This window comes from Streptomyces sp. NBC_01463, assembly GCA_036227345.1.
GTDB lineage: Bacteria > Actinomycetota > Actinomycetes > Streptomycetales > Streptomycetaceae > Streptomyces.
Map to the genome: position 1 here is coordinate 4,729,636 of CP109468.1, position 13,638 is coordinate 4,743,273.

The 13,638-nt window shown below is 72.6% G+C and carries 13 protein-coding genes; 9 read left to right on the forward strand and 4 right to left on the reverse strand.

The window, feature by feature from the left end; translation table 11 throughout:
* Window positions 1-94: 94 nt before the first annotated feature.
* The 3 genes from OG521_20900 to OG521_20910 all read left to right on the forward strand — a co-directional run bounded on the left by OG521_20900 (window position 95) and on the right by OG521_20910 (window position 3,281).
* A complete protein-coding gene (locus tag OG521_20900; GenBank protein ID WUW23106.1) occupies window positions 95-919 on the forward strand; it encodes an FHA domain-containing protein in 825 nt (274 codons plus the stop codon).
* Window positions 916-2,334 carry a serine/threonine-protein kinase gene (locus OG521_20905; GenBank protein WUW23107.1) on the forward strand — a complete coding sequence of 473 codons (1,419 nt, stop codon included), beginning with the start codon at window positions 916-918 and terminating at the stop codon, window positions 2,332-2,334. The genes OG521_20900 and OG521_20905 overlap by 4 nt, the downstream gene beginning before the upstream one ends.
* 143 nt (window positions 2,335-2,477) lie before the next feature.
* Entirely contained in the window at window positions 2,478-3,281 is an 804-nt protein-coding gene (locus tag OG521_20910) for an SMI1/KNR4 family protein (GenBank protein ID WUW23108.1), read from the forward strand.
* Window positions 3,282-3,315: 34 nt separating this feature from the next.
* On the opposite strand, the gene OG521_20915 is transcribed toward OG521_20910, so the two are convergent.
* Complete coding sequence (locus OG521_20915; GenBank protein ID WUW23109.1) at window positions 3,316-4,056, reverse strand: HAD family hydrolase; 741 nt, start codon at window positions 4,054-4,056, stop codon at window positions 3,316-3,318.
* Window positions 4,057-4,202: 146 nt separating this feature from the next.
* Here OG521_20915 and OG521_20920 point away from each other — a divergent pair, with 146 nt between their 5' ends.
* The 5 genes from OG521_20920 to OG521_20940 all read left to right on the forward strand — a co-directional run bounded on the left by OG521_20920 (window position 4,203) and on the right by OG521_20940 (window position 9,144).
* Window positions 4,203-6,107 (forward strand): MBL fold metallo-hydrolase, encoded by a 1,905-nt coding sequence (locus OG521_20920; GenBank protein WUW23110.1) that lies wholly within the window; start codon window positions 4,203-4,205, stop codon window positions 6,105-6,107.
* A 136-nt stretch (window positions 6,108-6,243) separates the two neighbouring features.
* Window positions 6,244-6,753 (forward strand): GNAT family N-acetyltransferase, encoded by a 510-nt coding sequence (locus OG521_20925; GenBank protein ID WUW23111.1) that lies wholly within the window; start codon window positions 6,244-6,246, stop codon window positions 6,751-6,753.
* Between the two features lie 9 nt (window positions 6,754-6,762).
* Complete coding sequence (locus OG521_20930; GenBank protein WUW23112.1) at window positions 6,763-7,248, forward strand: hypothetical protein; 486 nt, start codon at window positions 6,763-6,765, stop codon at window positions 7,246-7,248.
* Entirely contained in the window at window positions 7,245-7,814 is a 570-nt protein-coding gene (locus OG521_20935; protein ID WUW23113.1) for an ATP-binding protein, read from the forward strand. Before OG521_20930 ends, OG521_20935 begins: the two co-directional genes overlap by 4 nt.
* A gap of 136 nt (window positions 7,815-7,950) precedes the next feature.
* Complete coding sequence (locus tag OG521_20940) at window positions 7,951-9,144, forward strand: beta-lactamase family protein (GenBank protein ID WUW23114.1); 1,194 nt, start codon at window positions 7,951-7,953, stop codon at window positions 9,142-9,144.
* A gap of 71 nt (window positions 9,145-9,215) precedes the next feature.
* On the opposite strand, the gene OG521_20945 is transcribed toward OG521_20940, so the two are convergent.
* A complete protein-coding gene (locus OG521_20945; protein WUW23115.1) occupies window positions 9,216-10,052 on the reverse strand; it encodes a methyltransferase domain-containing protein in 837 nt (278 codons plus the stop codon).
* A gap of 334 nt (window positions 10,053-10,386) precedes the next feature.
* Between OG521_20945 and OG521_20950 the strand changes: the two genes are divergently transcribed.
* Window positions 10,387-11,517, forward strand: a complete 1,131-nt coding sequence (locus OG521_20950) for a protein kinase family protein (GenBank protein WUW26753.1) — start codon at window positions 10,387-10,389, stop codon at window positions 11,515-11,517.
* On the opposite strand, the gene OG521_20955 is transcribed toward OG521_20950, so the two are convergent.
* Together OG521_20955 and OG521_20960 are read right to left on the reverse strand one after the other, a co-directional pair.
* Complete coding sequence (locus OG521_20955) at window positions 11,445-12,203, reverse strand: SDR family oxidoreductase (GenBank protein ID WUW23116.1); 759 nt, start codon at window positions 12,201-12,203, stop codon at window positions 11,445-11,447. The genes OG521_20950 and OG521_20955 overlap by 73 nt on opposite strands.
* 50 nt (window positions 12,204-12,253) lie before the next feature.
* Window positions 12,254-13,600 (reverse strand): MFS transporter, encoded by a 1,347-nt coding sequence (locus OG521_20960; GenBank protein WUW23117.1) that lies wholly within the window; start codon window positions 13,598-13,600, stop codon window positions 12,254-12,256.
* Window positions 13,601-13,638: the final 38 nt, after the last annotated feature.

The window sequence follows — 13,638 nt, forward strand, 5'->3', positions numbered from 1 at the left end:
ATCGGGCGTGACGCCGTACCGGCCTGCGCGTCATGCGGATGTTTATCGCCGTTTCCTACCCTCAAGGGAGACCTTCGGGGGAAGGAATCAGCTCATGTACACCATTATCGTGGTTCCGGGGCCCGGGATGGCCCCCTGCGAGAAGCTCCGGCTGGCCCCGGGAGAGACCCTCCGCTTCGGCCGGGAGGCATCGGCATCCACCGGCGCACAGACCCTCCTCACCATTCCGCACGACGGCGTCTCGCGTTCCGCGGGCGAGATCACCGCGACGGACACCTACTGGTCGCTCAGCAACTTCAGCCGTGCGGCGACCTACGCCGTCGAGAACCCGGAGGGCGCGGGGGAACACATCAAGGTGGCGCCGAGGCGACTGGGCGCCCCGGTGGCGTTCGAGTTCTCCCGGGTGGTCCTGCCCGCCGGCACCGACCTGCTCAGCTTCGACGTATGGGCTCCCCGGCACGACTACGCCGCCCCGGCGGAGGGCGCGGAGCAGCCGGAACGGCCGGGCGGACCGGACGGTGCGGGCCGTCGGGGCCGGAACGAGCCCGCTCGGGGCCGCGGCGGGGAGCCGACCGCGCTGGCCTTCCCCCTGGACCGCTCGAAGCGGTACTTCACCGTGCTGGCGGCCCTGTGCGAGCCCCGGCTGCGCGGTGAGCCGTACGCCCCGCTGCCCACCGTGGAACAGGTCGTCGAACGGCTGCGCCCGTGCTGGCCGGCGGCCAACCGGGCCGCGGTGCAGTGGAACATCGACTATCTGGCCGTGAAGCTGCGGCTCAAGCCTGGCCCCGACTCCTGCGAACCCGGACCCCGTCTCAACGGCAAGAAGGAGATGCTGGTCTCCCTCGCGCTCCGCTTCGACCTGGTGCGCGAGGACGATCTCGCGGCGCCGGCCTTCTGCGCGGGCGGCGGGGGCCGGTGAGCGGGCCGGAGCCGTACGCCGTCGCGTCCGTTCCGCCCGGCTACCGGGTCGGTCCCTGGATCGTCGAGGAGCCCCTCGGCGCGGGGGCCTTCGGCCATGTGTACGCCGCGCGGCACGAGGACGGCGCCGCGGAACTGCCCCGTGCCGCCCTGAAGTTCCTCCCGACCGGCACGCGTACGCCGCGCCAGCTGCACCACCTCCGGGAGCTGGCCGAGCGGGAGGTCGACCTGCTGAGCCGGCTCCGTTCGCCCCGGCTGATCCGGATGCACGACGCGCTGACGGTGGACGACCCGGCCCATCCGGAACTCGACGGCGCGACCGTCCTCGTCCTGGAGGAGGCACGCGGCTCCCTCGACGCGCTGCTGGCGGCGGACCGGCCGCCGCGCCAGGGGCCGCGCCTGCTCGTGCAGATCTGCGAGGGGCTGCACCAGCTGCACGAAGCGGGCTGGGTGCACGGCGATCTCAAGCCGGGCAACGTGCTGCTGATGGAGGACGGCACGGCACGGCTCGGGGACTTCAACATGGCGGCCGAACTGGAGGGCACGCACGCGTACTCCCCCGGGTTCGCGACGGCCGACTACACCCCGCCCGAGCTGCTGTGGTCCGAGGTCGGCGAGCGTGGCATGCAGATCCGCAGGACCACGGACGTCTGGGCGTTCGGCGTGCTGGCGCACGTGGTCCTGACCGGTTCGTTCCCGTTGCCGGGCGGTACCCCGACGGCCCGGCGGGACGCGGCGGTGCGCTACGCCCGCGGTGAGGAGGAGTTACGCCTTTCCTCCGAACTCCCCACCGCCTGGCGGGAGATCGTGGCGGACTGCCTCTCCCGTACGCACGAGGAACGGGCCCCGTACGACGCGGCCTCGCTGCTGCGGCGGACCTCGGAGGCGGCGGCGGGCCGGCCGCCGCGCCGCAGACGCGCGCGCCGTCCCCTGCTCGCGGCGGCGGCCGGCGTGCTGGTACTGGCGGTGGCCGGCCTCGGGGTCCGGACCCTGCTGACCGACGACCCGGCGCCGAGGCCGGAGGCCCGGACGGGAGCCGGGGCCGGGGCAGGCGCGGACGCGCGTGCGGGCCGGAGCCCCGGGCCGACGGGGACGGCCACGGGCTACGACCGCTGCGCCCCGGGTTCCGTCTGCTTCTTCTCGGCGGCGGACGGCGGGGGGCAGATGTGCGCCTGGTCGGGGGACGACTCCGACTGGACCGACGGCCAGCACGACTGCAGCTGGGCGATCGCGGGCACGCCGGGCTCGATATACAACAACGGAGTGGCCGACCCGAAGGGCTTCGTCGACGTCGCGTACTTCGCCGAGGCCGGCCTGCGCAAACGCATCGGCTGCGTCGAGCGGGGGCAACGCCGCAACCTCGCCCCGGGGCGGTTCGTGCACTCCCACACCTGGGCGAAGACCTGCACCCCATGACGTACGGGACACCGGGAACCCGGGACCCGAGGGGCCGGACCGGGACGGGCGGAACGGCCGCGGACCCCCGGCGCCACGGAGGTGTTGTCCGGGCGGCCGCCCGTTCGTCCCCGACTGTCAGTGCGGTGCGCTTCACTGCCGCCATGGAGCTCACGCAATTGACCGTCAATGACCTGCTGGCCCGGCTCGGCCCGGAGCACACCCACCTGTTCCTGCCCGGTGACCTGGACCCGGAGGCGCTGACCGGCCTGCTCGCCAACCGGTTCGGGACGCCGCGCACCCTCGCCCTCGACGGCTTCACCGATCCGACGGCCGGCGACTGCGGGGGAGCGGCTCTGCTCGCCCCCTTCGGGGACCGGACCGTGACGATGAGGGGGTGGGCGTACGGGGACCAGTGGTTCGGCACGGGGACGGTGCGCGACGCCGGAGGGGAGGTGCGGCCGGTGCTGGTGGTCGTCCGCAGGGACGTGCCGGAAGTCCTGGCGCTCGCTCCGCACGAGGGCGATGACCTCGACTGGATGGAGCGGCTCAAGCGGATCACGGGCTGGAGCGGGCCGGACGAACGGCCGGATGTGGACTGGGCCGAGATCGAGTCGCGCCTGGGCACCGCACTGCCGGGCGACTACCGGCGCATGGTCGAGACGTTCGGCGCGGGCTCGTTCGACGCGTTCCTGGACCTGAACCAGGAGCCGTGGACGCACCTCAGGGACGACGGTCTGCTCATCTGGGCGGGCACCGAGCACGAGGACCTGTACTGCTGGCGGACCGACGACGCCGACCCGGACCGCTGGACCGTCGTGGTGCGCACCTTCGACGGCGAGGACGTCCCCTTCGGCTGCCGGGCCGCGGAGTTCGTCTGCCGCGCCCTCACCGACCGGTCCCACCCGTTCACGCTGGCCCATTACTTCGACACCCACTGGTTCATGCGCCACGGCCGGGACGACTGACCGGCCACCGGTACCGAACCTGCGGCGGGTCCGGTCAGCCGTTCCCGCTGTCGGTGTGCGCCACGTGGCCGGGGAGGTCGGTGAGCCGTTCGATGCGGAGCACCGCCGCGTCCGCCGCCGGCGACGGCCCACCGGTGACGAAGTCGATGCCGCGGTCCAGCCAGATGCCCGTCAGCCCGGCGAGGCCCGCCGCGTCGGCATCGCTGCCCAGCATGTCGCCCACGTTGACCGCCCGCGCCGGGTCCGTACGCATCCACCGGCAGGCGGCGGCGTAGGCGGCGGGCTTGGCCGCGCCGAGCTCGGCCGGGGTCAGGACGGCCTCGAAGCAGCCGAGCAGTCCGAACCGGGCGAGCTTCGCGCGCTGCTGTCCCGGGTCCCCGTTGGTGAGGACGGCCAGACGCGGCCCCCGGGGGAGCGCCTTCAGCGTCTCCAGGCAGGGCCGGACATCGGGATAGCACGTCCAGGACTCCTCGAACGGGGCGAGGTAGCGCTCGGCGATCCAGGAGTCCAGGAGGGCCGGGCTCCCGGGCACCGGCTCCCCGAGCATCGGCAGGAACGACCGGATCCGCCGCCGGTGGTGTTCGGCGAAGGAGCACTGACCGGCCAGGTACTCCCGCATGTGGCGCGCCTCCAGCGCCCACCACGACGCGGCCAACTCCTCGGGCGGCGCGGTCGCGTTCGGCGCGGAACGGATGATCCGGCCGATCGTCGCGAAGACCGCGCTCCGGTGATCGACGAGGGTGCCGTCCAGATCGAAGAAGACCACGTCTGTCATGGGCCCATCATCCCGCTCCGGTCAGGAAGACCGGCCGTCACCCGAACGGCCCCATCGGCTCGCAGGCCGTTCCGGCCCGGGTGAGGCTCTGGGGGCAGGGCCGCGCCGAGCCGGCCGGTGCGGCCGGCGAACGAGAGGGAATTCTCATGGCCTACGCGCCCAAGCCCGCCACCCCCGCCACCGCCGCGATCAACCGGGAGGCCGTCTCCAGGTACGCGATGGAGGACCGGCGGGACTTCGCCGACAACGACCGCGGATTTCTCGCCCCGTTCCCCGGCACGGTGCAGACGCGGGACGGGCGGGTGATCTTCGACCCGGCGTGGTTCGACTACATCGGCGACGACACCCCGGCTCCGGACACGGTGAACCCGAGTCTCTGGCGGCAGTCGCAGCTCATCCGCAAGGGCGGCCTGTACAAGATCGCCGAAGGGGTCTTCCAGGTCCGCAACGGCGACATCGCGAACCTGACCGTCATCGAGGGCGACACCGGCCTGGTGGTGGTCGACTGCACCGCCTCGGTCGAGACCGCGACGATGTCGATGCGGATGATCCGCGAACACGTCTCCGACAAGCCCGTGGCCGCCGTCATCTACACCCACACGCACATCGACCACTACGGCGGCGTCAAGGGCGTCGTCAGCGCGGACGACGTCGCGTCGGGCAAGGTGCCGATCATCGCCCCGGGCACGATCGCCTCCTTCGACGCGCATGCGATCGGCGAGAACGTGATCGCCGGCAACGCCATGTCCCGCCGGGCCGGATACGCCTTCGGCAGCCTCCTCGACCGGAACTCCTGCGGCTGCGTCACCAGCGGCATCGGCATCTACGCCCCGTCCGGCAGCACCATCTCGTACATCTCCCCGACCGACTCCGTGACCAGGACCGGGGAGAAGCGGGAACTGGCGGGCCTGGAATTCGAGTTCCTCTACGCCCCGGACACCGAGGCGCCCGAGGAGATGCACATCTGGGTCCCGCAGCTCAAGGCGCTGACCTGCGCGGAGAACGCCAACCACTCCCTGCACAACATCCAGACCCTGCGCGGCGCCCGCACGCGGGACGCCCGCAACTTCGCCCGCTATCTCGACGAGACGCTGGAACGCTGGGGCGACGAGGCCGAGGTGCACTACGGGCCGCACACCTGGCCGGTGTTCGGGAACGAGAACATCACCACGTTCCTGGAGTCCCAGCGCGACACGTACAAGTACATCCACGACCAGGCGCTGCGGCTCGCGAACAAGGGCTACACCCCGCTGGAGGCCGCCGAGGCCGTCGAGCTCCCCGAGGAGCTGCGCAGGAACTGGGCCAGCCGCGGCTACCACGGCACCCTCCACCACGACGTCCGTGCCGTCTTCCACAAGGAACTGGGCCTGTGGGACGGCGACCCCGCCACCCTCCACCCGCACACCCCGGCGGAGACCGCCCGCCGCCTCACGGACCTGATCGGCCCCGGACAGATCCTCGCCGAGGGCCGCCGCGCCTTCGAGGACGGCGACTACCGCTGGGCCGTCCAGATCCTGCACGCCCTGGTCTTCGCCGACCCGGGCAACACCGAGGCCAAGAACCTCCAGGCGGACGCGTACGAGCAGATGGGCTACCAGGCCGAGGGCCCGCAGTGGCGCGGCATCTTTCTCACCGCCGCCAGGGAACTGCGCGACGGCGTCGTACCGGCCGCGTTCGCCACGGCGAGCCCCGACTCGATCCTCGCGATGCCGGTCGGCATCCTCTTCGACTTCGCGGCCGTGCACCTCATCGGCGACAAGGCCGCCGACGCCGACCTCCGCATCGACTTCCACTTCACGGACACCGACGAGACCTGGACCATGTGGGTGCGGCGAGGAGTCCTCAACGCCCGCCGAGGCGCCCACCCCGGGACCCAGCTCACCGCCCGCGGCCCCAAGGCCGCCCTCGTCGCCACCGTCCTCAAGCCCGGGGAGGCGCACCGGCTCGCCGAGGCCGGGAAGATCACCCTCGACGGCGACGACACCGTCCTGCGGACCCTTGCCGGACTCCTCGACGACTTCGACCCGAACTTCCCGATGATCACGCCCTGAAGGCCCTGAAGGCCCTGAAGGCCCTTTACAGGGGCTGCTGTTGCTGTCGCGGTGAGAGGTGACCGGTCGGCGCGGGGCTCGTGCCCTGCGCCGAAATCCCCTGTGCGGATCTCCCTCCGCCTGCTGGGATGGGGACATGAGCCTCCTGCCTGCCGCGGCGGACGAGATCGTCGTCCCCGTCCTCGTCCGTGACCTGGTGCCCGCCGATCTGCCGTCCTGCGCCTGGTCCGGCACGCCGCTTCATCTCGCGCACGTGGCGCATGAGCTGGAGCGTGCGGCGGCCGGGGAGGTGGACTATCTCGCGGTCTGTACGCCGGCGGATCTCCCCGTCGCGATCGGTGGCGTCGACTACCGGGGCGCGGCCGGCGCCGGCACGCTGTGGCAGCTCGGGGTGCTGCCGGCTCTCCAGTCGTGCGGTCTGGGCACCGTGCTCATCCGTGCCGCGGAGGACCGCATCAGGTCACGCGGCCTGCGGCGGGCGGAACTCGGGGTGGAGGAGAGCAACCCGCGTGCGCGGGCGCTGTACGAACGCCTGGGGTACGAGGCCTACGGCAGCGAGCCGGACTCCTGGGACGTGGAGGCGCCGGACGGTTCGCTGCGCCGGTACGAGACCATGTGCACGCTGATGCGCAAGGACCTGTCGTAGGGGGACAGCATGGCCTCGGAGGTGTGGACTTCGGTCCTCTCGCTCACGGGCGTCGCGCTCGGCGGCGGGCTGACGGCCCTGTCCCAGCGCGCCACCCAGCGGTCCGCCGACCGGGCCGAGGAGCGGCGGCTGAGGGCGGCCACCGGCGAGGCCCGCCGGGCCGAACAGCTGCAGGCGATCAAGGAGTTCATCGCGTGCGCCCAGGCAGCCGAACGGGCGGCCTACCGCCGCCCCGACGCATGGGGCGAGGACGCCGGCTGGAACGCGTCGGCGGGCGCCGACATGACCGCGCTCTGGGTCGCCGAACGGCACCTCGTGCTGCTCTGCCCACCGGACCTGCACGCCGCGGTGCAGGCGTACGGCCGCGCGCTCAACCAAGCGGTGTGGCGCGAGATCGGCGACACCGAGGTCAACGAGCACCTGGACGAACGCAAGGCCGCCTTCATGTCCGCGGCCCGCGCCGCCCTGTCCGCCCTGTCGGGCCAGGCACCATGAGCGCCGAGCAGATGCCGGTCCCCGCGGGACTCGTCGTACTCGTCGGACCGCCCGCCTCGGGCAAGACCGCCTTCGTCCGTGAGCTGGTCGCCCGGGGGAGTCTCGACCCGGAGGCCGTCGTCTCCAGCGACGCGATCCGTGCGGAGCTCTTCGGGGACGAGGGAGCGGATGCCGTCTGCGACGCGGCCGACGCGCGGATCTTCGACGAACGCGACCGCCGGATCGCCGGCAGACTCGCCGCGGGCCGCACCGCGGTCGCCGAGTCGACGAACGTCACGCCGCGGGCACGCGCACGCCTTGCGGCCCTCGCCGAACGCTTCGGTGCGCCGGTGACCGTGCTGCGTTTCCCGCAGGGCGAGGCGGACCTGCTGAGACAGAACGCGGAACGGCCGCGGGACGACGTCTCCGCCGCGGACGTCAGGGCCTACGCCGCCCTCATGAGGCAGGACGCGAACGAGGCCCGGCTGCGAGCGGAGGGCGCCGCCTTCGTGTACGACGTCCCCGGGCGGGGACAAGGGGTCACGCCCGCGGAGGCCGCCCGGCGGTTCACCTTCCGCCGGGCCTGAACCGCGGCTGCTCGGACGTGGGCCGGACCCCGAACGGGTGGACTCGCCGGAGCGCGCGTCGGACGGTGCCCCGCCCCCGCGGTCCGGATGGTGATGTGGCGCTCCGTTCCCCCGACCCCGGAAGAGGCGCTCCGACATGCGACGCACCCCCGCCCGACGGCTGTTCGCCGCCACACTGCTCGTGGCCTCCGTGCTGGCCCCGATGACCCTGGCCGGCTCGCCGCCGGTCCAGGCCGCGGGCATCGACCGGCACGACAGCTGCGCCCGGGACTGCCTCGATCCCGCGCTGAGAGCCCGGCTGGACAGAGCCATCGAGGACGTGCGCGAGCAGGCCGGCATTCCCGGCGCCGTCGTCGGCCTGTGGATGCCGGGCAAGGGGAACTACGTCCGCGCCTCAGGCGTCGCCGACACCGCCACCGGTGAGCCGATGGCCGCCGACTCGTACGTCCGGATCGGCAGCGAGACCAAGACGTTCACGGTCACCGCCCTGCTCGAACTCGTCGACGAACACCGGGTCGGCCTCGACGACCCGATCTCCGACTACGTACCCGGCGTGCGCAACGGACACCGGATCACGCTCCGCCAGCTCGCCGAGATGCGCAGCGGCCTGTTCCCGTACACCGCCGACGCGGACTTCGAGCACGACCTGCTGAGCGACCCGCAGCGCTACTTCACCCCGCGGGAACTGCTCGCGTACGGCATGAAGCACAAGAACACCTTCGCGCCGGGCGCGGAGTTCCAGTACTCCAACTCCAACCTCATCCTGCTCGGCCTGGTGATCGAGAAGGTCAGCGGGCAGCGGCTCGGCGACTTCATCCACGACCGGGTGCTCCGCCCGTCCGGTCTGCGCCACACGCTGTTCCCGACGGGGCCCGAGTTCCCCGCACCGCACCCGCACGGATACACCGACCAGACGCTGAGCGGCGAGACGGCGGACGCCACCTGCTGGAACCCCAGCTGGGCGTGGGGCGCCGGCGCGATGATCTCCGATCTGCACGACCTGCGCAGCTGGGCCAGGAACGTCGCCACCGGAGAACTGCTCAGCCCCAGGACGCAGGCGCAGCGGCTCAAGACGCTGCCGACCGGCGTTCCCGGTCTCAGCTACGGCCTCGGCATCTTCGAGACCGGCGGCTGGATCGGGCACAACGGCTCCCTGCCGGGGTACGAGACCGTCACCGTCTACCTGCCCCCGCTCAAGGCCACCCTGGTCATCATGATCAACACGGATTCCCTCAGCGGGACCCAGGAGCCCTCCACGCTGCTCGCCCGGGCGATCACGCAGATCGCCACCCCGGACAACGTCTACGACGGCGGGGTCTCCCCGACGTAGCGGGCGTCCCGTCGGCCGGCTCCACGGGCCGTGCCGCCGGAGCAGAGCGGATCAGCCGGGTGAGGGCCCCGTCAGCGAGGGCTCCCACCCGGTTTCCGTCCCCAGGCGGTGAGCATCCCGGCCGACAACGCCGCGCACTCCTCGGACTCCAGGTAGCGCACCGCCGCGTCGACACCCGCGTCGTCGACCAGGCCGGTGGCGACCATCGCCTCCCTGCTCCGCTCCCACGTCTCCGCCCAGAATCGGCTGAGGGCACTGCCCGGAAGCAGCGGGGGCACATGGATCTCGGCGGCGACGGATCCGAGCCCCGCCCCGCGCAGCAACTGCGGATACGACGGCACCCAGGACACATCGGTGCCGATGGTGGCCCCCAGGCCCTGCCACATCGCCCGCATCGCCGCGGTGTACGGCGTGCCGGGCGCCCGGTCGCTCGTCAGGTCGACCGCGTCACTGAGCACCAGCACACCACCGGGCGCGACGAGGCCGGCCAGTGCCGCGATCAGACGCTCACGATCCGGCAGATGCATCAGCACGAAGCGCGCGTGGACGAGGTGGAAGGGACCGCGCAGCCCGGTGGCGAAGCCGGGGGCGGCGATGTCGGCCTCCAGGACCTCCAGCCCCGGGACCGACCGTTCGGCGAGAAACCGGACGTCGCGGTCGACCGCGAGCACGCTCGTCACCCCGGCCTCGCCCAGCAGCCGGCCGGAGACCGTGCCGGTGCCGGCGCCCACGTCGAGACAGCGCCAGCCCGGACCCGCTCCCAGTGCCCGCAGCCGCGCCATCGTGATGTCGTCGTAGGCGAGCGCCCCGAAGTCGATCCGCTCGCCCTCCCCCGCCTGTTCGGGACGGAAGAAGGCTTCGCCGTAGCGGCCGCCGCCGGGGAACGGCGCATCGTCGGGCATCTTCATCACCAGGCTTCTCCACTGCGGGGCGGGTTCGCGGCCCGGCCCGGGGCCGTCGCCCACCCATCCTCCGCGGCCGGGCCGCGGCCCGGCCGAGGCTCGCCGCGCCTGAGCCGATCGGACCTGCGCCTACAGTGCGGAGAGGCAGCGACCGATCGACCGAGCGACTCACGGAAGGCGGAGGCCTGTGGGCAGTGGAGAAGAAACCGGCGTTGCGATGAGCACCCCGGTGAACACCCCGACGAATCACCCGACACACGGCCCGACGAATGACCCGAAGAGCGCCTCGACGCACACTCCGACGGACGTCTCGACGCAGGGCGCAGCCGGGCACCCCGACATGGCGGCCGCGGCGCGCCTGGCCGCCCACAGCACTGTCTCCACCGCCCTCGCCCTGCGAAGTGACCACGAGCTGGCCGCACTTGTGGACGCCGCCCCGCCGCTCGGCTCCGGTATCGGCGGGAGGTCCGCGCTGCTGGAGGCCGACGGGAAGCAGGTCTTCGTGAAGCGGGTGCCGCTCACGGACCTGGAGCTGCTGCCGGAGAACGTACGGTCCACGGCCAACCTGTACGGGCTGCCCATGTGCTGTCAGTACGGCGTCGGCGGGCCCGGCTTCGGGGCGTGGCGGGAGCTCGCCGTCCACACCATGACGACGAACTGGGTGCTCGAAGGCGCGTACCCGGGGTTCCCGATGATGTACCACTGGCGCGTGCTGCCGGAGACGGCCGTACTGCCCGAGGACCTCGCGGACGTGGACAAGGTGGTGGCCTTCTGGGGAGGGAGCCCGGAGGTGCGTCGCCGCATCGAGGGCCTTCAGCAGTCCTCGGCGAGCCTCACGCTGTTCCTGGAGTACATCCCCCTCACGCTCCACGACTGGCTCACCGAGCTGGCGCAGACCGGCGAAGAGGCCGCCGACGAGGTCCTCCCCATGGTGGAGCGCGAACTGGAGGCCGGTACGTCCTTCATGAACGCGCACGGGCTCCTGCACTTCGACGCCCACTTCCAGAACATCCTCACCGACGGCCGGCGCCTCTACTTCACGGACTTCGGCCTCGCCCTGTCCTCCCTGTTCGACCTGTCACCCTCCGAGGCCGGCTTCCTCGGCCTGCACCGGACCTACGACCGCTGCTACACGGTCAGCTGGCTGGTGAACTGGCTGATCACCGCCCTGTACGGATACGAGCGCGACGAACGCATCGCACTCATCCGCGCATGCGGCCGGGGAGAGGACCCGCTGCCCGGGCCGCCGAAGGCCAGGGCCGTCCTCTCCCGGCACGCGCCGCTCGCCGCAGAGCTGACGGACTTCTACCTGAAGGTCCAGGACGGGGACAGGGAGACCCCGTACCCCGCGGCCGAGCTCCGCCGGATCCTCGAAGCCGACGGAGCGCGGCCGAGGCCTCAGGCCGATGAACCGCTGTCGACGACCAGGTCGGTGCCGACCACCGATCCGGCCGCGGTTGACGCGAGGTAGAGCACCGCGGCCGCCACCTCCTCGGCCGCCGCGACCCGGCCGAGCGGGTTCTCCGACTTCACCCGCTCGGTCCGGCCCGCCTCGGTCTCGCCGGGCCGGAGCGACATGGGCGCGGCGGAGGCGCCCGGGCTGACCGCGTTGATGCGAATGCCCTGCTGGATGTGGTCGAGCGCGGCGGCGCGGGTCAGTGCGGAGACCGCCGCCTTCGAGGTGATGTAGGCGGCGGCGTTCGGGATGCGCAGGTGGGCGCCGAGGTTGGAGGAGACGTTGACGATGACCCCGCCGCCGTTCTCCCTCATGTGCGCGATCTCGTGTTTCATGGCCAGCCAGACGCCGGTGACGTTGGTCCGCAGCACCGCGTCCCAGTCCTCCTCGCTCACGTCCGCGACCGGGCCGGCGCCGCGGAGTATCCCGGCGTTGTTGACCGCGATGTCGAGCCCGCCGAAGCGGGTGACGCTCTCGCGCACGAGGTCCTGGAGCCGGCCGGAGTCGGTGACGTCGACCGTACGGGCGGCAGCCGTGCCGCCGGCCGCCTCGATGAGGCCGACCGTCTCGTCCAGGGTGGCCGCGGTGCGACCGGCGGCGATCACGGAGGCGCCCTCGGCGGCGAAGGCGAGCGCGATCGCGCGGCCGAGACCGGAGCCTGCGCCGGTGACGAGCACGGTCTTGCCGGTGAAGCGGTTCATGGTCCGGTAACTCCTCTGATGAATGGCTCAGTTGGCGTGCAGGTGCTGGTTCAGTGGGTGCGGTGGTTGAGGACGGCTGTGACGGCGAGGGCGCACCCCGTCGCGGCCAGCGAGAGGGAGTCGCTACCGAGCGCGAGCAGGAGGGCGAACAGGACGGTCGGGCCGAGCTCCATCGCGCTGTTCAGCACACCGCCCGCGAGCCCGGTCCGGTGCGGCGGCACACCTGCGGTGGCGAGCACGGCGGCCCCGCCGAACGCGGCGGCGGTACCGGCCGCCAGCAGCACGAGTCCCGGCAGCAGCCCGTACGCGTACGGGGTGTGCGCGTGGAGTCCGGGGCCGGCGAGGAGGGCGAGCCCGGCCGCGCCGGTGCCGAGTCCGGCGGTCGTGACGGCTCCGGCCCCGTACCGCACGGCGAGCGGCCCTGCCGCCCGGCCGGATGTGATCAGGGCGAGGGCGAACGGCACGAAGGCCGCCGAGGTCCGGAGGGGTGACCAGTCGCGTGTCTGCTGGAGGTGGAGCGAGAGGACCACGGAGGTCATCGCGGTCGCACAGGCGCTCAGCGCGATGGCCGTGAGGGCGAGGCCCCGCCGCCGGTCGAGCAGGAAGCGGGGCGGCAGCAGCGGGTCGCCGGCGCGGCGCTCGGCGCACAGGAACACGACGAGCAGGACGGTCCCGCCGAGCAGGGGCACGAGCACGCCCGCCGACAACCAGGGCCGGACGTCGGTGACGACGAGTCCGTAACTGGCGAAGGTGATCCCGGCCGTGGCGAGCAGAGCGCCCGGCAGGTCGAGCGTCCTGCCGCGGTGCGGAGCGGTGTGCGGCAGCAGCCGGGGCGCGAGCGCCAGGGCGGCGACCGCGACCACGAGCGGCACGACGAACGTCCAACGCCACGAGAGCCACGTCAGGATGACGCCGGAGAGCAGATTCCCGGCGGTCGCGCCGAGCACGGAGAGGCCGCCCCAGGTGGCCATCGCCCTGCCGTACGCGGCGGGTGACGGATGGGCGGCACGCAGCACCGCCATGGCGGCGGGCGCGACGAGGGCCGCACCGGCGCCCTGCGCGAAACGGGCCGCGAGCAGGGCCCCGACACCGGGAGCGAACGGGGCGGCGGCCGAGGCGGCGGCGAAGAGAAGGAGGCCGAAGGCGAGGGTGCGCCGCCCGCCGTAGCGGTCGGCCAGACGGCCGCCGAAGAGCAGCAGCCCGGCGAAGGTCAGCCCGTACGAGGCGCTGAGCAGGATCAAGTCGGCCCGCTGCAAGCCGAATTCCCGCCCGATGACCGGCAGCGGTACGGCGATCGCGGCGAGCGTGAAGATCAGCGTGGTCTGCACGCTGCCGAGAAGGGCGAAGGCGTAGCGGTGCTGCACGTCGACGACGTGGGCGGCTCCCCCGGCGGTCATACCCCTCCTCCTACGCAATATTTGAACGATCGGTCCAT